This is a genomic window from Streptomyces sp. NPDC040718 (genome assembly GCF_055593565.1).
This window is the reverse complement of record NZ_JBVIXO010000001.1, coordinates 318,178-337,389: the sequence shown is the minus strand read 5'-3', so window position 1 is coordinate 337,389 and position 19,212 is coordinate 318,178. Positions and strand designations below refer to the sequence as shown.

Here is a 19,212-nt window from a genome sequence, read left to right as displayed (position 1 = left end):
GTCACGCACCGCCGGCCAGGGCCCAGAACCGGTCCGTGATCTCCGCGAGGAATTCCCGCCCCGCGTCGCCGGTGCCGGCCGCACCCTCGGCGCCGCCCCAGCCGAGGGTGGCCACCATCCGCGACTGGTAGTCGTTGTAGAGGAGCTCCAGGACCCGCTCCAGGTGGGCCTTGGGTACCGGGAGCAGCTTGCCCAGCGGCTTCACGTAGGCCTGCCAGCGGGTGGTCGCCGCGCTGCGCAGCAGGTCGGCGAGCTCCTCGTGCTTGCCGGTCGCCGTCACGAACTGCGCCAGGGTCAGGCCGAGCACCGAGGCGAGGGCGGCGGACTGGCGTTCGTTGCCCTTCCAGCGCCCGGTGTCCTCCATCTTGCGGTACGCGTTCGCCTCGACCCCGATCCGGCGGGCCAGGTCCTCGGGGTCCAGGCCCCGGGCGATGCGGTGCTCCCGCAGGGTGACGGGCTCGGCCAGCAGCTCCCCGGGCGAGCACCAGAGCACGCCGGCCAGGGCCGTGAGCTCGACGGAGGTGGGCGACTGCTCGCCCCGCTCCCAGGCCATCACGGTCTCTGGTGCGACGAGCAGGCCGTACTGGGCCCGCAGGCCGTAGGCGACATGACCGGGAGCCATGCCCAGGGCCGCGCGCAGGCGACGCGCGGCGGGGGCATTGAAAGGTGGGCTGGAGTGCACAGGGCACACGGTAGAAGTGGCCAACCTTCGACGACTACAGACTATTCAAACAAGCCCATAACTCGTAGGAAAGTCCTATGGAGTTCATGACTTTGGGTGGTTTTCTCGGCGACTGTCCGGTAATCGGGTCATGGGAAGATCCATTTGGGGGGTGTGGCCAGCGTACGGATCAGGCCACTCCATTTCAGGTGACCCGGGAAGCCGGGAGAGTGATCCCGGTCACAGTGTGTGAACCGGCCGGGCCCGCCGTCCGTGATCCATGTCGGGGGCCCTCGCATACGGGGGTGGCGAGGGCCCCCGCCCATCCCTTCGCTTCCCTTCGCTTCCCTTGACGTCGGCGTCAAGGAATACGGTCGGCCCATGCGCATCGGCGAACTGGCGAAGCGGGCCGGGACCAGCACCCGGACGCTCAGGTACTACGAATCACGCGGACTGCTCGCGGCCCGGCGGACCGGCAACGGCTACCGCGACTACGACGAGGACGACCTGCGCCTGCTGCGCCAGATCCGGACCCTCCAGGCCTTCGGCTTCGAACTGGAGGAGACCCGGCCGTTCGTCGAATGCCTGCGCGCCGGCCACCCGGCCGGCGACTCCTGCCCGGCCTCGCTCGCGGTCTACCGCCGCAAGCTCGCCGAGCTGGACGGCCTGATCGGCCAGCTCGCCGACGTCCGCGACCAGGTCGCCCGCCAGCTGGCGGCGGCCGAGGAGGCCGCCGGGCAGGCCGTGCCGCGCTGCGAGATGACCGGCTGACGAGAGGGGAACGGAAAATGATCCACGCCAAGGGTGTGGCGGAAGTGACCGACGCCGACTTCGAGGCGGAGGTGCTGGCCGAGCGGGGCAGGCCCGTACTGGTGGAGTTCACCGCGGACTGGTGCGGCCCCTGCCGCCAGCTCGCCCCGGTGCTCTCCGCCGTGGCCGCCGAGCGGGCCGACCGCCTCAAGGTCGTCCAGATCGACGCGGACGGCAACCCCGCGACCGTCACCCGGTACGGGGTGCTGTCCATGCCGACCATGCTCCTCTTCCGCGACGGCGAACCCGTCCGGCAGATCGTCGGAGCCCGGCCCAAGCGCCGGCTGCTTCAGGAACTCGACGAGGCCCTGGCGCCGGTCACGGCCTGAGCCAGACCGTCGCCATCGGCGGGAGCGTCATCCGCAGGCTCGCCGCCCGCCCCTGGGCCGGTACCGGCTCCGGGCGCAGCGGCCGGCCGTGGTGGACGCCGCTCCCGCCGTACTCCTCCCGGTCGGTGTTGAGGACCTCCCGCCACAGCGGCACCTCCTCCGGCACCCCGATCCGGTAGCCGTGCCGGACCACGGGGGAGAAGTTCGACACGCACAGCAGCTGCGAGCCGTCCTGCGCGTACCGCAGGAACGCGAACACGTTGTCCTCGGCGGCGTCCGCCTCCACCCACGCGAAGCCCTCCGGCACCGCGTCCCGCTCCCACAGCGCCGGAGCCGCCGTGTACGCCCGGTTCAGGTCGCGCACCAGGTCGCGCACCCCCCGGTGGTCGCCGGCCGCCGGATAGGAGGAGTCCAGCAGCCACCAGTCCGGCCCGTACGCCTCCGACCACTCCGAGCCCTGCGCGAACTCCTGCCCCATGAAGAGCAGCTGCTTGCCAGGGTGGGCCCACATGAAGCCCAGGTACGCGCGGTGCGTGGCCCGCTGCTGCCACCAGTCGCCCGGCATCTTCGACACCAGCGAGCGCTTGCCGTGCACCACCTCGTCGTGCGAGATCGGCAGCACGTAGTTCTCGCTGAAGGCGTACACCATCCCGAAGGTCATGTCGTGGTGGTGGTACTTGCGGTGCACGGGCTCCTTCGACACGTACCGCAGGGTGTCGTGCATCCAGCCCATGTTCCACTTCAGGCCGAAGCCCAGACCGCCCGAGTCCGTCGGCCGCGTGACCCCGTCCCAGGCGGTGGACTCCTCCGCGATCGTCACCACCCCGGGGCAGCGCCGGTAGACCACCGCGTTCATCTCCTGGAGCAGCGCCACCGCGTCCAGGTCCTCCCGGCCGCCGTGCTCGTTCGGCGACCAGTCGCCCTCGCCGCGCGAGTAGTCCAGGTAGAGCATGGAGGCCACCGCGTCCACGCGCAGCCCGTCCACGTGGAACTCCTGGCACCAGTACACGGCGTTCGCCACCAGGAAGTTGCGGACCTCCTTGCGCCCGTAGTCGAACTCCAGCGTCCCCCAGTCCGGGTGCGCGGCCCGGCGCGGGTCCTGGTGCTCGTACAGCGGACGGCCGTCGAACTCGGCGAGCGCCCAGTCGTCGCGCGGGAAGTGCGCGGGCACCCAGTCGACGATCACCCCGATCCCGGCCCGGTGCAGCGAGTCCACGAGCAGCCGGAAGTCGTCCGGGGTGCCCATCCGCGAGGTCGGCGCGTAGAAGCCGGTGACCTGGTAGCCCCAGGAACCGCCGAAGGGGTGCTCGGCGACCGGCATGAACTCCACGTGGGTGAAGCCGAGCTCCTTCACGTACGCGGGCAGCTGGTCGGCCAGCTGCCGGTACGTGAGCCCCGGCCGCCAGGACGCCAGGTGCAGCTCGTACACCGACAGCGGCGCCTGGTGCGGGGCGCGGGCGCCGCGCGTGGCCATCCACTCGGCGTCCTGCCACACGAACCGCGAGGCAGTGACCACCGAGGCGTTCGCCGGCGGGACCTCCGCGTACTGCGCCATCGGGTCGGCGCGCAGTGTGTGGCTGCCGTCCGGGCGGGTGATGTCGTACTTGTACAGGGCGCCCTCGCCGACCCCGGGCAGGAACAGCTCCCACACCCCGCTCGCGCCGAGCGAGCGCATCGGGTAGGCCACCGAGTCCCAGTACGAGAAGTCCCCGGTGACCCGCACCCCCCGGGCGTTCGGCGCCCACACCGTGAAGCGGGTGCCGGCCACGCCCTGGTGCTCCATCGGCCGGGCGCCCAGCGCCGTCCACAGCTCCTCGTGCCGGCCCTCGCCGATCAGGTGCAGGTCCAGCTCCCCGAGCGCGGGCAGGAACCGGTACGGGTCGTGGACCTCGATCTCGTCGCTCTCGTACGTCACCAGCAGCCGGTAGTCCGGCACCCCGGTCAGCGGCAGCAGCCCGGAGAAGAGCCCGTCCCCGTCGTCGAAGAGCTCGGCGCGCAGCCCCTTGGCCACGATGGTGACGGCCTTCGCGTACGGGCGCAGCACCCGGAAGGCCACCCCGCCCCGCTGCGCGCGGGCGCCCAGCACCGAGTGCGGGTCGTGGTGGCGGCCCTCCAGCAGCCGGGCCCGTTCCTCCCCGTCCAGCGGGGGCGCCGGCCGCACCCCGTGGGGCGGCGCGGCGCGGCGGGCGCGCGGCGCGCGGGTCCGCTTCGCGGGTTCGGGTACGGCCGGGGCTTCCTCACGGACGGTCGGTGACGGCTGTCGTGCGGCGCTCACGCGAGCGGCCTCCTCGGGGGCTTCGGGTGGGGGGTGGGGGCGGTGCCGGGAGCCGGCGGGGGCATGCGGTGTGCGGGCCGCTGGGGTTCCGACAGCCGGCGGATCGCCGCCATCGGGACGTGCAGCCAGTCGGGGCGGTGCCGGGACTCGTAGCGGGCCTCGTACACCGCCTTGTCGGTCTCGTACGCGCGCAGCAGCACCGGGTCCTCGCGCGGGTCGCGGCCGGTGGTGCGGGCGTAGCCCTCGCAGAACGCGGTCCGGCAGGCGTCGGCCCAGGCGGGTGCGAAGGGCCGGTGCGAGCGGGCGGCGTAGTCGAAGGAGCGCAGTATCCCGGCGATGTCGCGGACCGCCGGTTCGGGCCGGCGGCGGTCGGCGAGCGGCCGGGCCGGCTCCCCCTCGAAGTCGATCAGGGCCCAGCTGCCGTCGGCGGTGCGCAGGGTCTGGCCCAGGTGCAGGTCCCCGTGGATGCGCTGGGCGGGAACCCCGGCGCCCCGGGAGGCGGCCAGGGCGTCGAAGGCGCCGCGCAGCCCGGCCTCGTACGGCTGTAGCGCGGGCACCTCCCGGCAGGTGGCGGCGAGCCGGGCGGTCATGCCGGCGGCGAGCCGGGCGGTCTGCTCGGGGCCGAGGGCGAGGGTGGGCAGGGCGGTCGCGAGGGCGCTGTGCACCTCGGCGGTGGCCCGGCCCAGGGCGTGCGCCTCGGCGGTGAAGTCGGCCCCGGCGCCGAGTCTGCGCAGGGCCAGCTGCCAGCCGTCGTCGGAGCCGCGCAGGTAGGGCTGGAGCACGCCCAGGGTCAACGGTTCTCCACCGGCCAGCTCGGCCTCGTACCAGGCCACCGGGGCGGGCACCCGGGCGCAGCCGGCGGCGGCCAGGGCCCGGGGCAGCTCCAGGTCCGGGTTGACCCCGGGGCCTACCCGGCGGAACACCTTGAGGATGTACGAATCCCCGTAGATCAGGGAGGAGTTGGTCTGTTCCCCGGACAGCGGCCGGGGCAGCAGTCCGGCCTGGACCGGTGTGTCCGGGTCCCGGTCGAAGCGGAGCGGGCCCAGCGTCCCGGGGGAGCGCAGCCGTTCCAGCAGCAGCGAGGCGAGCCGGGGGTCGCCCAGCGCCTCGTACACGGCGCGGCCGGCGTAGGGGCCGCTCTCGGCGTGCCCGATGAGGGCGGGCGCGAGGGCGGGCGGGAGCGGGGACGGGCGGACTCCCAGCAGGAGTTGGTAGCAGTCCCCGTCCACGTCGAGCAGCAGGTGCAGCAGTCCGGGGGCGGAGCCCGGCGGCAGCAGTTCGGCCGCGGAGACGGCCTCGATCCTGCCGATCCGGCGCCCCTTGCCGGCGAACCAGCGCTGTGCGGGCAGCCAGTCCCTCAGCATCGGTTCCAGTGCGGCGGTCCCGGCGGTCCCGTCGGCCCCCGGTACTCCGGCGGGCCCCGGTCCTCCGGCGTTCCCGCCGGCCCGGGCGGCCGTCAGCCGGCTCCGGGCGGATGCAGCCTCCGACATGGCGTCGCGTCCTTTCCCCGGGCCGTCACAGAATGCGCAGAGTGTCCCGGATGCGCGGCAGTTGCTACTCCGGTATGTGCGTGTGTCGGGTCAGGATGATCCGTACAGGGGCGGGCCGTTGACCCAAAGGAGTGCCCGCCCCGTAGCGGGTCCGTCAGTCGGCGCGCTGGTCGCTGCGGAGCCGGAACCAGTAGAAGCCGTGGCCCGCCAGGGTCAGCAGGTACGGCCACTCGCCGATCGGCGGGAAGCGCACGTCACCCGTGAGCTCCACCGGGACCCGCCCGTTGAACGACCTCAGGTCCAGTTCGGTGGGCTGCGCGAAGCGGGAGAAGTTGTGCACGCACAGCACCAGGTCGTCCCCGAACTCGCGCAGGAACGCGAGCACCGCCGGGTTGGACGAGGGCAGTTCGGTGTACGAGCCGAGGCCGAAGGCCGGGTTCGCCTTGCGGATCTCGATCAGCCTGCGGGTCCAGTGCAGCAGTGACGAGGGCGACGCCATGGCCGCCTCGACATTGGTGACCTGGTACCCGTGGACCGGGTCCATGATGACCGGCAGGTTCAGCCTGCCCGGATCGCAGGAGGAGAAACCGGCGTTGCGGTCCGGGGTCCACTGCATCGGGGTCCGCACGCCGTCGCGGTCGCCGAGCCAGATGTTGTCGCCCATGCCGATCTCGTCGCCGTAGTAGAGCACCGGCGATCCGGGCAGCGACAGCAGCAGGGCGGTGAACAGCTCCATCTGGTTGCGGTCGTTGTCCAGGAGCGGGGCGAGCCGGCGCCGGATGCCGATGTTGGCCCGCATCCGGGGGTCCTTGGCGTACTCGGCGTACATGTAGTCGCGCTCTTCGTCCGTGACCATTTCGAGGGTGAGCTCGTCGTGGTTGCGCAGGAAGATGCCCCACTGGCAGCCGTCCGGGATCGCCGGGGTCTTGGCCAGGATCTCGGAGACGGGGTAGCGCGACTCTCTTCGCACGGCCATGAAGATGCGCGGCATGACGGGGAAGTGGAACGCCATGTGGCATTCGTCGCCGCCCTTGGCGAAGTCGCCGAAGTAGTCGACGACGTCCTCGGGCCACTGGTTGGCCTCGGCGAGCAGCACGGTGTCCGGGTAGTGCGCGTCGATCTCGGCCCGGACCCGCTTGAGGAGCTCGTGGGTGCGGGGCAGGTTCTCGCAGTTGGTGCCCTCCTCGGCGTAGAGGTAGGGCACGGCGTCGAGGCGGAACCCGTCGATGCCGAGGTCGAGCCAGAAGCGCAGCGCCGAGATGATCTCCTCCTGCACGGCCGGGTTCTCGAAGTTGAGGTCCGGCTGGTGCGAGAAGAAGCGGTGCCAGTAGTACTGCTTGCGGACGGGGTCGTACGTCCAGTTGGAGGTCTCGGTGTCGATGAAGATGATGCGGGCGTCCTGGTACTGCTTGTCGTTGTCGGCCCACATGTAGTAGTCCCCGTACGGCCCGTCGGGGTCCTTGCGCGACTGCTGGAACCACTCGTGCTGGTCGCTGGTGTGGTTCATGACGAAGTCGATGATCACCCGCATGCCGCGGGTGTGCGCGGCGTCCACGAACTCCACGAAGTCGGCGAGGTCGCCGAACTCGGGCAGCACGGAGGTGTAGTCGGAGACGTCGTAGCCGCCGTCGCGCAGCGGCGAGGCGAAGAACGGCGGCAGCCACAGGCAGTCGACGCCGAGCCACTGGAGGTAGTCCAGCTTGGCGGTGAGCCCCTTGAGGTCACCGACGCCGTCGCCGTTGCTGTCGTGGAAGGAGCGGACCAGGACCTCGTAGAAGACCGCCCGCTTGAACCAGTCGGGGTCGCGGTCCTTGGCGGGGGTGTCCTCGAAGGTGTCGTGGACGGGATCGTTGATCATCATGTGGTGGGTGACCCTCCGGTGGGCGGGGACGGTCGCAGGGCGGCCAGGACGTGCGCGGGAGTACGGCCCGGTTCCAGGCGCACGTAGTTCGCCCTGCCCCAGTGGTAGGTCTCGCCGGTGAGCTCGTCGCGCACCGCGAGGGACCCGTGCCAGTCGAGGCCGAGTACCGGCATGTCCAACGAGACCGTCGCCTCCTGGGTGTGGTGCGGATCGAGGTTGACGACCACCAGTACGGAGTTGCCGCCGGAGTGCTTCGAATAGGCGATCACCTGTTCGTTGTCGGTCGGGTGGAAGTGGATGTCGCGCAGCTGCTGGAGGGCGGGGTTGCGCCGGCGCAGCCGGTTCAGCGCGGTGATCAGCGGGGCGATCGTGCGGCCCTCGCGGTCGGCGGCGGCCCAGTCGCGCGGGCGCAGCTCGTACTTCTCGGAGTTCAGGTACTCCTCGCTGCCCTCCCGCACCGGGGTGTTCTCGCAGAGCTCGTAGCCCGCGTACACGCCCCAGGTGGGGGAGAGGGTGGCGGCGAGGACCGCCCGGACCTCGAAGGCGGGCCGGCCGCCGTGCTGGAGGTACTCGTGGAGGATGTCGGGCGTGTTCACGAAGAAGTTCGGCCGCATCACGGACGCCGAGCGGTCGCCGGACAGCTCGGTCATGTACTCGGTCAGCTCGGCCTTGGTGTTGCGCCAGGTGAAGTAGGTGTACGACTGCTGGAAGCCGACCGAGGCGAGCGCGCGCATCATGGCGGGCCGGGTGAATGCTTCCGCCAGGAAGATCACGTCGGGGTCGGACTTGTTGATCTCGGCGATCACCTTCTGCCAGAAGACGACCGGCTTGGTGTGCGGGTTGTCGACCCGGAAGATCCGGACGCCGTGGTCCATCCAGTGCCGCAGGATCCGGACCGTCTCCCCGACGAGGCCGGCCATGTCCGAGTCGAAGTGGACCGGGAAGATGTCCTGGTACTTCTTCGGCGGGTTCTCGGCGTACGCGATCGTCCCGTCGGCGCGGTGGCGGAACCACTCCGGGTGCTTCTCGACCCACGGGTGGTCGGGGGAGCACTGGAGCGCGAAGTCGAGGGCGATCTCCATCCGGAGGTCGCGGGCGCGGGCCACGAAGGCGTCGAAGTCCTCCAGGGTGCCGAGCTCCGGGTGGACCGCGTCGTGGCCGCCCTCCGGGGAACCGATGGCCCAGGGCACACCAGGGTCCCAACTGCCAGCCGAAAGAGTGTTGTTCGGGCCCTTGCGGTAGGTCGACCCGATGGGGTGGACCGGCGGCAGGTAGACCACGTCGAAGCCCATGGCGGCGATGGCCGGCAGCCGCTCGGCGGCGGTGCGGAAGGTGCCGCTGACCGGGGCCTTGCCCGGCTCCACCACCGCTCCCTCCGAGCGGGGGAACATCTCGTACCAGGAACCGAAGAGGGCCCGCTTGCGTTCGACGATCAGGGACAGCGGCTTGGCGGCCGTGACCAGCTCCCGGTACGGGCGCCGGGCGAGCGCGGCGTCCACCGCGGGCGCGAGCGCGGCCTCGTACCGCTGCGCGGCCGGCCGGTCCTCGTCGCGCATCGCGTCGGCCGCGGCCAGCACGGCCTCGCGGCCGTCCCGCTTGGGAATCTTCGCGGCGGCGCGCTCGTAGAGCTCCGCCCCTTCGAGGAGGGTCAGCCCGGTGTCGAGGCCGGCCGGGATCTTGATCGCGGCGTGGGCCCGCCAGGTGGCGACCGGATCGCTCCAGGCCTCGACGGTGTAGGTCCACCTCCCCTCGACCTCGGCGGAAACCCGGGCGCCCCACCGGTCGGTACCCGGGGCGAGTTCCCGCAACGGCACCGGCGGGCGCAGCCGCCCGCTCGGGTCGCGCAGTACGACATGGGCGGCGACGGCGTCGTGGCCCTCGCGGAACACGGTGGCGGAGATCTCGAAGACCTCGTCCACGACCGCCTTGGCGGGTCTGGCGCCGCAGTCGACGGCGGGGCGGACGTCCAGCACGGGAATGCGACCGATCATGATGGGATCACCTGGGGGCAGTTCGCAGGGCTCGGTGACGGTCCAGCCGGAGTCACGGCTGGTAGTGCACGCTCTGTTCGCTCTGTTTCTAGCCGCTCGGAAGACGGCTGGGCTGCGGGCATGGCCGCTCCTGTCCGCGTTCACTCGGGTGGCGGGGAAAGGTTGTGGGCGGGTGCGCCGTGCGTGTAGTACCGCGTGTACCCGCACAGCCCTTCCCACTCTCACCCCGCCCAATCCGCGTCGCCGGTTAACTACTCGTACGTACTGGGACGCGGACGACCAAGGAACGGCTCGGCGCGGCTCGGCATCCGCCGAGGCTCCGTCAAGTCGGTGAGGATGGACCGGTGAACAGCGAAAACACTCCCGTCACCGGAGACCCCACAGCCCCTCCCGCCCCATGGGGCGGAGCCCCTCAGCCGGTGCTCGGCCTCCCCTGCGGGATGGTGCTGCGGCCCTGGCGCGAGACCGACGCCCCCGTGCTCGTCACCGCGTACGAGGACCCCGGCATCCGGCACTGGAACCGGCCCGCGCCGGAGACCCCGGAGTCGGCCGCCGCCCGCATAGCCCGCTGGAACCGGCGGTGGGCGGAGGGGGAGACGGCGGTCTGGGCCGTGTCGGCGGAACCGGACGCCCCGGCCGTCGGCCTGATCGGACTCGCCGACTTCGATCCGGAGGGGGCGAGCGCCGAGTTCCTGTACTGGCTGCTGCCGGACGGGCGGGGCCGGGGGGTGATGCCGCAGGGGGTGGCCGCAGTGGCCGAATGGGGCTTCCGCGAGGCAGGGCTGCACCGGCAGCGGATCTGCCACTCGGTGGCCAACCCGGCCTCCTGCGCCGTCGCACTGAAGGCCGGCTTCCCCCTGGAGGGCACCATGCGCGGCGCCCTGCGGCACGCCGACGGCTGGCACGACGAGCACCTCCACGCCCGTCTCGCGACGGACGCCTGACGCGTCGGGGCGGTGCGGGGCGCTCAGGTCCGGTCCGCGGGACGGCACCGGTCGCCTGGGCGCCATGGCCGGGCCGGGGGTCCGCCGCTAGCCTTCCGGGGGCGACGCGCTGGTGCACAGCGTGGTGCGGTCGCTCCGATCCGTCATCCCCTGCGAAGGTGGAACGTGTGAAGGCTATCCGTCGATTCACCGTGCGCCCCGTCCTCCCCGACCCCCTGATGCCGCTCGCCGACCTCGCGCGCAACCTGCGCTGGTCATGGCATACGGAAACCCGCGAACTCTTCCAATCCGTCGACCCCGAGGGCTGGCAGGCCGCCGGCGGCGACCCCGTCCGGCTGCTCGGCGCCGTGCCCGCCTCCCGGCTGGAGGAACTCGCCGCCGACCGGCGGTTCCTGAGGCGGCTCGCCGTCGCCGCCGCCGACCTCGACGACTACCTCCACGGCGGCAGGTGGTACCAGACCAGCGAGAACGCCGCGGAGTTCCCCGCCGCCATCGCCTACTTCTCCCCCGAGTTCGGCATCACCGCGGCCCTGCCCCAGTACTCCGGCGGGCTCGGGATCCTCGCCGGGGACCACCTCAAGGCCGCCAGCGACCTCGGTGTCCCGGTCATCGGCGTCGGCCTGCTCTACCGACACGGCTACTTCCGCCAGTCGCTCTCCCGCGACGGCTGGCAGCAGGAGCACTACCCGGTGCTCGACCCCCACGAGCTGCCCCTGTCCCTGCTGAGGCACGACGACGGCGTACCCGCCCGGGTGTCGCTCACCCTGCCCGGCGGGCGGTCGTTGCACGCGCACATCTGGCAGGCCCGCGTCGGCCGGGTGCCGCTGCTCCTGCTCGACTCCGACGTCGAGGACAACGACGCCGGCGCCCGCGAGGTGACCGACCGGCTCTACGGCGGCGGCAGCGACCACCGCCTCCTCCAGGAGATGCTGCTCGGCATCGGCGGCGTCCGCGCCGTGAGGGCGTACTGCCGGATCACCGGCCACCCGGCGCCCGAGGTCTTTCACACCAACGAGGGACACGCCGGCTTCCTCGGACTCGAACGCATAAGGGAACTCGACGGCGAGCAGGGCCTCGGCTTCGACGCCGCCGTCGAAGCCGTGCGCGCCGGGACCGTGTTCACCACGCACACCCCCGTGCCCGCCGGCATCGACCGCTTCGAGCGCTCCCTGGTCGCCCGGCACTTCGGCGAGGGCGGCGAGCTGCCCGGCGTACCCGTCGAACGGATCCTGGAACTGGGTGCCGAGTCCTACCCGGGCGGCGACCCCGGGGTGTTCAACATGGCCGTGATGGGCCTGCGCCTCGCCCAGCGCGCCAACGGAGTATCCACCCTCCACGGGGCGGTCAGCCGGGGGATGTTCGCCGGGCTCTGGCCGGGCTTCGACGCCGCCGACGTGCCCATCACCTCCGTGACGAACGGAGTGCACGCCCCGACCTGGGTGGCCCCCGAGGTCATGCGGCTCGGCGCCCGCCAGATCGGGGCCGGACGGACCGAGGACGCCCTCGCCGTGGGCGCCTCCGCCCGCTGGGACGCCGTCGCGCAGATCGCCGACCAGGACGTGTGGGACGTACGCCGGACCCTGCGCGAGCAACTGGTCCAGGAGGTGCGCGACCGGCTGCGCGCCTCGTGGAAGCAGCGCGGGGCCGCCGACGCCGAACTCGGCTGGGTGGACGGCGTCCTCGACCCCGACGTGCTGACCATCGGCTTCGCCCGGCGCGTGCCCTCGTACAAGAGGCTCACGCTGATGCTGCGCGACCCGGAGCGGCTGCGTCGGCTCCTGCTGGACCCGGACCGGCCGGTGCAGATCGTCGTCGCGGGCAAGGCGCACCCGGCCGACGACGGAGGCAAGCGGCTCGTGCAGGAGCTGGTCCGCTTCTCCGACGACCCGCGCGTGCGCCACCGCATCGTCTTCCTGCCCGACTACGGCATGGCCATGGCGCAGAAGCTCTACCCGGGCTGTGACGTCTGGCTGAACAACCCGCTGCGCCCGCTGGAGGCCTGCGGCACCAGCGGGATGAAGGCCGCGCTCAACGGCTGCCTCAACCTGTCGGTGCTGGACGGCTGGTGGGACGAGTGGTTCGAGCCGGACTTCGGCTGGGCCATCCCCACGGCCGACGGGCTCGGCACGGACGAGGACCGCCGCGACGACCTGGAGGCCGGATCCCTCTACGAGCTGATCGAGAAGCGGGTCGCACCCCGCTTCTACGACCGGGACGGGCGGGCCGGGCTGCCCGTGCGGTGGATCGAGATGGTCCGGCGCACCCTGGTGTCCCTGGGCCCGAAGGTGCTCGCGGGGCGGATGGTGCGGGAGTACGTGGAACGCCTCTACGCTCCCGCCGCGCTCTCCCACCGGGCCCTGACCCCCGACGCCGCTCAGGAACTGGCCTGGTGGAAGGGCCGGATCCGGGCCTCCTGGCCGCGGGTCGCCGTCGAGCACGTGGAGGCCGTCGCCGCCGCGCCCGTGGGGGGCACCGCCGAGCTGGGCGCCACCCTCACGCTGCGGGTGCGGGTCGCGCTGGACGCGCTCGCGCCGGAGGACGTGGAGGTGCAGGCCGTCGCCGGCCGGGTCGACGCCCAGGACGTGATCCGGGACGGGCGGGCCTTCCCGCTCAAGCCCGCCGCCGGACCCGACCTGGAGGGGCGCTGGGTGTACGAGGGCCCGCTCGCGCTCGACCGGACCGGGCCCTTCGGCTACACCGTGCGGATCCTGCCGACGCACCCGCTGCTGGCGACCCCGGCCGAACTGGGCCTGGTCGCGGCGCCGGTGGACACCGACGCGCTGGGCGGCGTACTGCTGCGCTGAGCGGCGCCGGGGCGGGCCGGAGTCAGGGGGCGGTCGGCGGATCCACCAGCCGCCCGCCCTCGACCAGCATCCCGGCCCGCTTCACGCTGCGCAGGGCCGGGATCACCTCCACCTGGCCCACGCCCTCCACCGCGCCGATCCGCTCCGTCAGATAGGTGTAGAGGGCTTCGGTGTCCCGGCACACCACCACCGCCATCAGCGAGGCCGCCCCGGTCACGGCCGCGGCGAAGGGCACCTCGCGGTGACCCGCCAGCGCGTTGCCCACCTCCGCCAGCCGGGCCGGCGGGACGGTCAGCACCAGCGTCGCCTCCGCCTCGTAGCCGAACAGCTCGGGTACGAACTCCACGTCGAAGAAGACCGCGCCGAGGTCCCGCAGCCGCTCCAGCCGGCGGCGGGCGGTGGACTCCGACAGTCCGGTGGCGCGCGCCAGTTCCGGATAGCCGGCCCGGCCGTCCCGGCCCAGCACCGCCAGCAGTGCCGACTCCGCCGCGTCGAGGACGTACCGCTCGGGCCCCGGCTGGACCGGAGGGCGCTGAAGGGCCGCGATCTGGTCGGGGCGCAGCTCGTCGACGCCGGTCCACGCGTCGGGACCGCCGAAGAACTTCCGCAGGATGGTGTGGGCGCTGATGCCGGTGACCCGGCGGGTGCGCGGCAGCTTGTCCAGCAGCAGCGCGTCCCGGTCCCGGCGGGTGCGCGCCCGGGTCATGCAGTGGATCTCCGTGCCGCCGGAGTTCATGGTCACCCAGGCGATGTCCGGGCGGCGGGCCAGCGCCTCGGCCACCGGGAGCGCCGCGTCGGGGGCGCACTGCACCCGCAGCCAGGACTCGAACAGCCCGACGCGGCTGCCCACCGGCAGACCGACGACCCGGATCAGCCCGGCGCTCCGCAGCCGCCGGTAGCGGCGTACGACGGTCTGGTCGGAGACCTCCAGCACCTCGGCGATCCGGCTGAAGGGCGCCCGGCCGTCGACCACCAGGGCCTGGATCAGGGAGCGGTCGAGGCCGTCCAGCTCCTCGGGATTCACGGTTTCCATCACCACAGCTTCCCCGATGACGGAAATCCTGCGCACGGCGGCCGCTGGGTGGGGTTCCGGAGCGGCCCGCTGGGACCGTGGGGTCACGCGGGGGCGTTCCCCGCCCCACCCCCGAACGAGGAGACCACCCATGCGTAAATGGCTGCCGTTGACGGCGGTGTGCCTCGGGGCGTTCATGCTCCTGGTCGACGTCACGATCGTGACGGTCGCCCTCCCGGACATGGCCGCCGACATGCGGACCGACTTCGCCGGCCTCCAGTGGGTGATGGACGTCTACGCCCTCGCCCTCGCCGCCCTGCTGCTCGGCGCGGGCTCGCTCGCCGACCGGATCGGCCGCCGCCGCGTCTACCTCGGCGGGCTGCTGCTCTTCGCCGCCTCCTCCCTCGCCTGCGGGCTCGCGGACGGTCCCGCCGCGCTGATCGCCTTCCGCGCCGTGCAGGGCATCGGGGGCGCGGCGATGTTCGCCACCACCATGGCCCTGCTCAGCGCGGCCTACCAGGGCCGCGACCGGGGCGTCGCCTTCGGCGTGTGGGGCGCGGTCAACGGCGCCGCCGCCGCCGCCGGGCCGATCATCGGGGGACTGCTGACCGAGCACTTCGGCTGGCGCTGGATCTTCTTCATCAACCTGCCCGTCTGCGCGCTGGCCGTCCGGGTGACCCTGAAGGCCGTGGCGGAGTCCCGCGACCCCCGTGCGCGGGGGCTCGACCTGCCCGGCATGGCCACCTTCACCGCCGGGGCGGCGGCCCTGACGTACGCCCTGATCCGGGGCGGCGAGAACGGCTGGAACTCGGCCGCGACCCTCGGGCTGTTCGGCCTCGCGGCGGCCTCCTTCGCCGCCTTCGTCCTCGTCGAACTGCGCGGCTCCCGCCCGATGCTCGACCTGTCGCTCTTCCGCAGCCCGGTCTTCGTGGCGGTGATGGCCGCCGGGCTGCTGCTGTCCGGCGCGGCGTTCTCGTACCTGATGTACGTCTCCCTGTGGCTCCAGTCGGCGGAGGGGATGAGCCCGGTGGGCGGGGGCCTGGTGCTGCTGCCGATGAGCCTCGCCGGCTTCGTCGTCGCGGCGGCGGCCGGGCGGCTGCTGCACGGGGCCCCGCCCCGGCTGACGATCGGCGGCGGGCTGCTGCTGATCGGGGCGGGGGCGCTGCTCCAGGCCTGGATGCTGGACGCGGGCGACGGCTGGACCGCGCTGGCGCCCGGGCTGCTGGTGAGCGGTGTCGGGGTGGGCATGGCGACCCCCGCGCTGGCGGCCACCGCGATGGGGGCCGTGGCCCCGGCCCGGGCGGGCATGGCCGGCGGGGTCCTGAACACCGCGCGGCAGCTGGGTACCGCGCTGGGGATCGCGGTGCTGGGCGCGGTGTTCCACGCCGGGCTGGCGGACGGGCTCGGCGGGCGGCCCCGGGAGCTCGCCGACGCCCTGGCGTCCGGCGGGGCGGGGCGGCTGCTGGCGGCGCCGGGGGCGCGGGAGTGGGTCGACGCGGCCTTCGCGAGCGGGCTGCGGGACACCTTCCTGGTCTCGGGGGCGATGGGCCTGGCGGGCGCGCTGGCGGTGGCGCTGCTGGTCCGCCGGCCGGCCGCCGGGGCCCGGGTCCCGGCGCAGGGAGGGGCTCCGGCGGGGGCCCCGGCCGCCGCTCCCGCGGCCGGTCGGACGCCCGCCTGAGGTGCCCCGGCGCCCGTACGGCCGTCCGGGCGCCGGGCCGGTTCGGGCGGCTCCCCGGGAGGGTGAACCTTCGAACGCGCTGTGCATGGCGGTGCGGCCGGTGGTCGGCCCGCTCCTAGGCTGCCCCGCGGATGTCCACCGGACCCGGTCCCCACGCACCCCGAGAAACGGACTCTCACATGCGTCTTCGCTCCACCGCCGCGGCCGCGCTCCTCGCCTCCCTGGCGCTCGTCCTGCCGGCCGCCGGCCCGTCCCTGGCCGTCGGCCACGACCGCGACCACGACAGCCTGGGCGAGCTGCACTACCGGTTCACCGACGACGACGGCGACGTGCGCCGCAGGACGATCGAGCCCGCCGACAACGACACCTGCTACCGGCTGACGGGCACCTCGCGGAACCGGCCCGCCTTCTGGGCGGAGAACGACACGGAGTCCCTCGCCCTGCTCTTCCGGGGCGACAGCTGCGGCGGCGAGGCCCAGGAGGTGCTGCGGCCGGGCGAGCGGGCGCGCGACCTGAACGTCCGGTCGGTCTTCTTCAAGCCGAGCGGCCACGGCGGCCACCACGGCGGCCGTGACGACTGGGACGACGACGAGGACCGCAGCATGGTCCGTCCCGGCCAGGGGCGGAGCATGACCCAGGGCGACTTCCTGAACCGCGTCTTCCGGAGCATCGGCTGACGGACCCCGCACGGGGAATGGGACAGGGCCGCCCGGGGAGTCCTTCTCCCGGGCGGCCCCGTGGTTCAGCGGTTCAGCCGTGGTTCACTGCCTTCCCCGGTGGGGTCAGAAGGTGAGCTTCCAGCTGTCGATCTTGCCGGTGTCCAGGCTCGCGTTGTCGTTGACCCGGAGCTTCCAGACGCCCTGGGCGACCTCGGAGGAGGCGTTCACCGTGTAGCTCTTGACGATGTTGTCCGCACTGCCGCCGGAACGGTTGTGCAGGTTGTAGACGCTGCCGTCGGGCGCGACCAGGTCGACCTTCAGGTCACCGATGTAGGTGTGGACGATGTTGACGTCCACCTTGAGGGTGCTCGGCGCGTTGCCGGTACGGGTCACCGTGATCGGGGACTCGACGGTCGCGTTGTCGGCGATCGCGTAGTCGTTCGTGTTCTCGAACACGTTCGGCTGCGAGGTGCCCACGGTCCAGGTGAAGGACGCCGTGGCCGACTTGGAGGCCGAGTCGGTCACCGTGACGGTCACGTTGGACGTGGCCGCGGTGGTCGCCGTACCGGAGATCAGACCGGTCGAGGAGTTGATCGACAGGCCGGCCGGCAGGCCGGTCGCCGAGTAGGTCAGCGCGCCCGGGTTGGTGCTGGTCGCCTGGACCTGGAGGCTCACCGCGGTGTTGATCTGGGTGTTCTGGTTGGCGATCGGGCTGACCGTCACGCCGTCGTTGATGCGCGGGCCGACGTTGATGGCGGCCCAGGCGTTGGCGACGTTGTTGTACGTGGCCGAACCCTGGCCGTACAGGTCGGCGGCGGCCTTCAGCGTCTGGACGCGGGCGTCGGCGTAGTTGGTGTTGGACTTGAAGTAGCCCACCGTCAGCGCGCGGAACCAGATCTTCGCGGCGGCGTCACGGCCGATCGCGGTGACGGGCAGGCCGTCGGAGGTCGGCGAGTTGTAGCTCACGCCGTTGATGACCTTGGCGCCGGAGCCCTCGGAGGCCAGGTAGAACCAGTGGTTCGCCGGACCCGAGGAGTAGTGGACGTCGATGCCGCCGATGCCCGAGTACCACGCGTCCTTGGAGCCGCCGTCCTTGCTCGGCTTGTCCATGTAGCGCAGCGGGGTGCCGTCGCCGTTGATGTCGATCTTCTCGCCGACCAGGTAGTCGCCGACGTCCTGCGGGTTGTTGGCGTAGAACTCGACCGCCGCCGCCATGATGTCGGAAGTGGCCTCGTTCAGGCCGCCGGACTCACCGCTGTAGGTCATGTTGCCGGTGACCGAGGTGAGGCCGTGGGTCATCTCGTGCGCGGCCACGTCCGTCGAGGTGAGGGGCTTGTTGTTGCCCTCGCCGTCGCCGTAGGTCATGCAGAAGCAGGAGTCGTCCCAGAAGGCGTTGACGTACGCGTTGCCGTAGTGGACCCGGGTGTACGGGGCCACGCCGTCGTTGCGCAGGCCGTTGCGGCCGTGGACGTTCTTGTAGTAGTCCCACGTGACCTGGGCGCCGTAGTGGGCGTCCGCGCCGGCGGTCTCCTTGTTGGAGGGCAGGCCGTTGCCCCAGACGTCGTCCGGACCCGAGAAGAGGGTGCCGGTGCCGGAGCTGCCGCCGTTGAGGTTGTAGGTCCTGTGGTTGCCGCGGCCGGCGTCGGTCAGCGTCCAGTTGCTGCCCGACTGCGAGGAGCCGAGGGTGACCTGGCCGCTGTACATGGTGTTGCCGGTGCCGGTCTGGACACCCTGCCACTGGGTGATCTTGGCGCCGGTCTTGGCGTTCGTGATCACGTGCAGCTGGTTCGGGGTGCCGTCGTCCTGGAGGCCGCCGACGACGGTCTCGAAGGCGAGGACCGGGACGCCGTCGGCGGCCCAGATGACCTTGCGGGCGCCCTTGTCGGGCTTGGACTGCTTGGAGCCCTCGGCGTTCGCGGACGAAACGGCCTGGCCCTCGGCGGCGGCCGGGGTGACGGTGGCGTTCGTGTCCGAGACCTTGATCTCGTGCTGGGTCGCCTTGGTCACGCTCTTGGTGACGCCGTCCTTGGCGTGGACGGTGAGGTCACCGCCGAGCACGGGCAGACCGTCGTAGGTCCGCTCGTAGGTGGTGTGCGTGGTGCCGTCCGCGTCCTTGACCACATCGCGGACGATCAGCTTCTCGCCGCCACCGAGGCCGAGCGCCTTGGCGGCCTGGGCGGTGGTCGAGTTGGCCTCGGTGATGAGCGTCGCACGCTCCGAAGCGCTGAGTGCGGCAGGGGCCGCGCCCGGGTTGGGCTGGGCAGCCGTGCGGGCCTGCGACGCGGTGGCGTCGGCGGTGGCGGTGCCGGCCTGTATGCCTACGGCGAGCAGGGCGGCCGCGGCTACGAGCGCGCCGGCCGCGGTGGCGCGCCGCTGGGGGGTGGGACTCAACGCAGACTCCTTCTGCAAGGGGGGTTCCGGATGGCTGGGTGGGCCTCCGGGCAGATCAGGGCTGGTGCGATGAACGGATCGAAGAGTGCCAGCTGCTGGCCGCGATGTCAGGGCCACATCAAAAGGTTGGCCGGAAGCAGTCCGTTGTCCGAAGATACGTATCCGGTATCCGAACCATTCACCTTTGTGCGGGAGGAGTGGCTCCGACGGGTGGAACGGTTGCTACCGGCTGTTAACACTTGGGCAACAAGGGGTCCCGTTAACCCGAACGGCATTTACCGTACGGGTGTTTGTCGTACTGTTTCCC

General features: G+C 72.3%; 13 protein-coding genes. 6 read left to right on the top strand and 7 right to left on the bottom strand.

Translation table 11 applies throughout. From position 1 onward, the window contains the following. Position 1 precedes the first annotated feature (1 nt). Complete coding sequence (locus ACZ597_RS01485) at positions 2 to 691, bottom strand: helix-turn-helix domain-containing protein (RefSeq protein ID WP_471323483.1); 690 nt, start codon at positions 689 to 691, stop codon at positions 2 to 4. A 351-nt stretch (positions 692 to 1,042) separates the two neighbouring features. Here ACZ597_RS01485 and ACZ597_RS01480 point away from each other — a divergent pair, with 351 nt between their 5' ends. Together ACZ597_RS01480 and ACZ597_RS01475 are read left to right on the top strand one after the other, a co-directional pair. Then, the gene (locus tag ACZ597_RS01480; protein ID WP_471323480.1) at positions 1,043 to 1,432 is read left to right on the top strand and encodes a MerR family transcriptional regulator; all 390 of its coding nucleotides are present in this window, start codon (positions 1,043 to 1,045) and stop codon (positions 1,430 to 1,432) included. A gap of 17 nt (positions 1,433 to 1,449) precedes the next feature. Continuing rightward, positions 1,450 to 1,800, top strand: coding sequence for a thioredoxin family protein (locus ACZ597_RS01475; RefSeq protein ID WP_471323477.1), 351 nt, complete (start codon positions 1,450 to 1,452; stop codon positions 1,798 to 1,800). Here ACZ597_RS01475 and glgB read toward each other — a convergent pair. The 4 genes from glgB to ACZ597_RS01455 all read right to left on the bottom strand — a co-directional run bounded on the left by glgB (position 1,790) and on the right by ACZ597_RS01455 (position 9,417). Next, entirely contained in the window at positions 1,790 to 4,075 is a 2,286-nt protein-coding gene (gene glgB, locus ACZ597_RS01470; RefSeq protein ID WP_471323474.1) for a 1,4-alpha-glucan branching enzyme, read from the bottom strand. The two genes, ACZ597_RS01475 and glgB, sit on opposite strands and share 11 nt — an antisense overlap. Further along, entirely contained in the window at positions 4,072 to 5,565 is a 1,494-nt protein-coding gene (locus ACZ597_RS01465) for a maltokinase N-terminal cap-like domain-containing protein (protein ID WP_471323471.1), read from the bottom strand. The genes glgB and ACZ597_RS01465 overlap by 4 nt, the downstream gene beginning before the upstream one ends. A 154-nt stretch (positions 5,566 to 5,719) precedes the next feature. After that, complete coding sequence (treS, locus tag ACZ597_RS01460; protein WP_362459543.1) at positions 5,720 to 7,426, bottom strand: maltose alpha-D-glucosyltransferase; 1,707 nt, start codon at positions 7,424 to 7,426, stop codon at positions 5,720 to 5,722. After that, positions 7,423 to 9,417 (bottom strand): alpha-1,4-glucan--maltose-1-phosphate maltosyltransferase, encoded by a 1,995-nt coding sequence (locus ACZ597_RS01455; protein ID WP_471323468.1) that lies wholly within the window; start codon positions 9,415 to 9,417, stop codon positions 7,423 to 7,425. The genes treS and ACZ597_RS01455 overlap by 4 nt, the downstream gene beginning before the upstream one ends. Positions 9,418 to 9,761: 344 nt before the next feature. Between ACZ597_RS01455 and ACZ597_RS01450 the strand changes: the two genes are divergently transcribed. After that, complete coding sequence (locus ACZ597_RS01450; RefSeq protein ID WP_471323466.1) at positions 9,762 to 10,361, top strand: GNAT family N-acetyltransferase; 600 nt, start codon at positions 9,762 to 9,764, stop codon at positions 10,359 to 10,361. A 167-nt stretch (positions 10,362 to 10,528) separates the two neighbouring features. Next, positions 10,529 to 13,165, top strand: coding sequence for an alpha-glucan family phosphorylase (gene glgP / locus ACZ597_RS01445; RefSeq protein WP_471323463.1), 2,637 nt, complete (start codon positions 10,529 to 10,531; stop codon positions 13,163 to 13,165). Positions 13,166 to 13,187: 22 nt separating this feature from the next. Here the strand turns inward: glgP and ACZ597_RS01440 are convergent, their stop codons facing one another. Further along, positions 13,188 to 14,198, bottom strand: a complete 1,011-nt coding sequence (locus tag ACZ597_RS01440; RefSeq protein WP_471323461.1) for an Lrp/AsnC family transcriptional regulator — start codon at positions 14,196 to 14,198, stop codon at positions 13,188 to 13,190. A gap of 130 nt (positions 14,199 to 14,328) precedes the next feature. On the opposite strand from ACZ597_RS01440, the gene ACZ597_RS01435 reads away from it, so the two are divergent. Both ACZ597_RS01435 and ACZ597_RS01430 read left to right on the top strand, forming a co-directional pair. After that, positions 14,329 to 15,855: an MFS transporter gene (locus ACZ597_RS01435; protein WP_471323459.1), complete on the top strand. Its 1,527-nt coding sequence runs from the start codon at positions 14,329 to 14,331 to the stop codon at positions 15,853 to 15,855. Positions 15,856 to 16,034: 179 nt separating this feature from the next. After that, complete coding sequence (locus ACZ597_RS01430) at positions 16,035 to 16,532, top strand: hypothetical protein (protein ID WP_471323456.1); 498 nt, start codon at positions 16,035 to 16,037, stop codon at positions 16,530 to 16,532. 105 nt (positions 16,533 to 16,637) lie between these two features. Here ACZ597_RS01430 and ACZ597_RS01425 read toward each other — a convergent pair whose 3' ends face one another. After that, positions 16,638 to 18,905 carry a M4 family metallopeptidase gene (locus ACZ597_RS01425; RefSeq protein WP_471323453.1) on the bottom strand — a complete coding sequence of 756 codons (2,268 nt, stop codon included), beginning with the start codon at positions 18,903 to 18,905 and terminating at the stop codon, positions 16,638 to 16,640. Positions 18,906 to 19,212: the final 307 nt, after the last annotated feature.

Bases quoted from the DNA above. Each gene is read 5' to 3' on its own strand.
- ACZ597_RS01480 (WP_471323480.1), top strand. From the start codon at position 1,043: ATGCGCATCGGCGAACTGGCGAAGCGGGCCGGGACCAGCACCCGGACG.
- ACZ597_RS01475 (WP_471323477.1), top strand. From the start codon at position 1,450: ATGATCCACGCCAAGGGTGTGGCGGAAGTGACCGACGCCGACTTCGAG.
- ACZ597_RS01465 (WP_471323471.1), bottom strand. From the start codon at position 5,565: ATGTCGGAGGCTGCATCCGCCCGGAGCCGGCTGACGGCCGCCCGGGCC.
- treS (WP_362459543.1), bottom strand. From the start codon at position 7,426: ATGATGATCAACGATCCCGTCCACGACACCTTCGAGGACACCCCCGCC.
- ACZ597_RS01455 (WP_471323468.1), bottom strand. From the start codon at position 9,417: ATGATCGGTCGCATTCCCGTGCTGGACGTCCGCCCCGCCGTCGACTGC.
- ACZ597_RS01440 (WP_471323461.1), bottom strand. From the start codon at position 14,198: ATGGAAACCGTGAATCCCGAGGAGCTGGACGGCCTCGACCGCTCCCTG.
- ACZ597_RS01435 (WP_471323459.1), top strand. From the start codon at position 14,329: ATGCGTAAATGGCTGCCGTTGACGGCGGTGTGCCTCGGGGCGTTCATG.
- ACZ597_RS01430 (WP_471323456.1), top strand. From the start codon at position 16,035: ATGCGTCTTCGCTCCACCGCCGCGGCCGCGCTCCTCGCCTCCCTGGCG.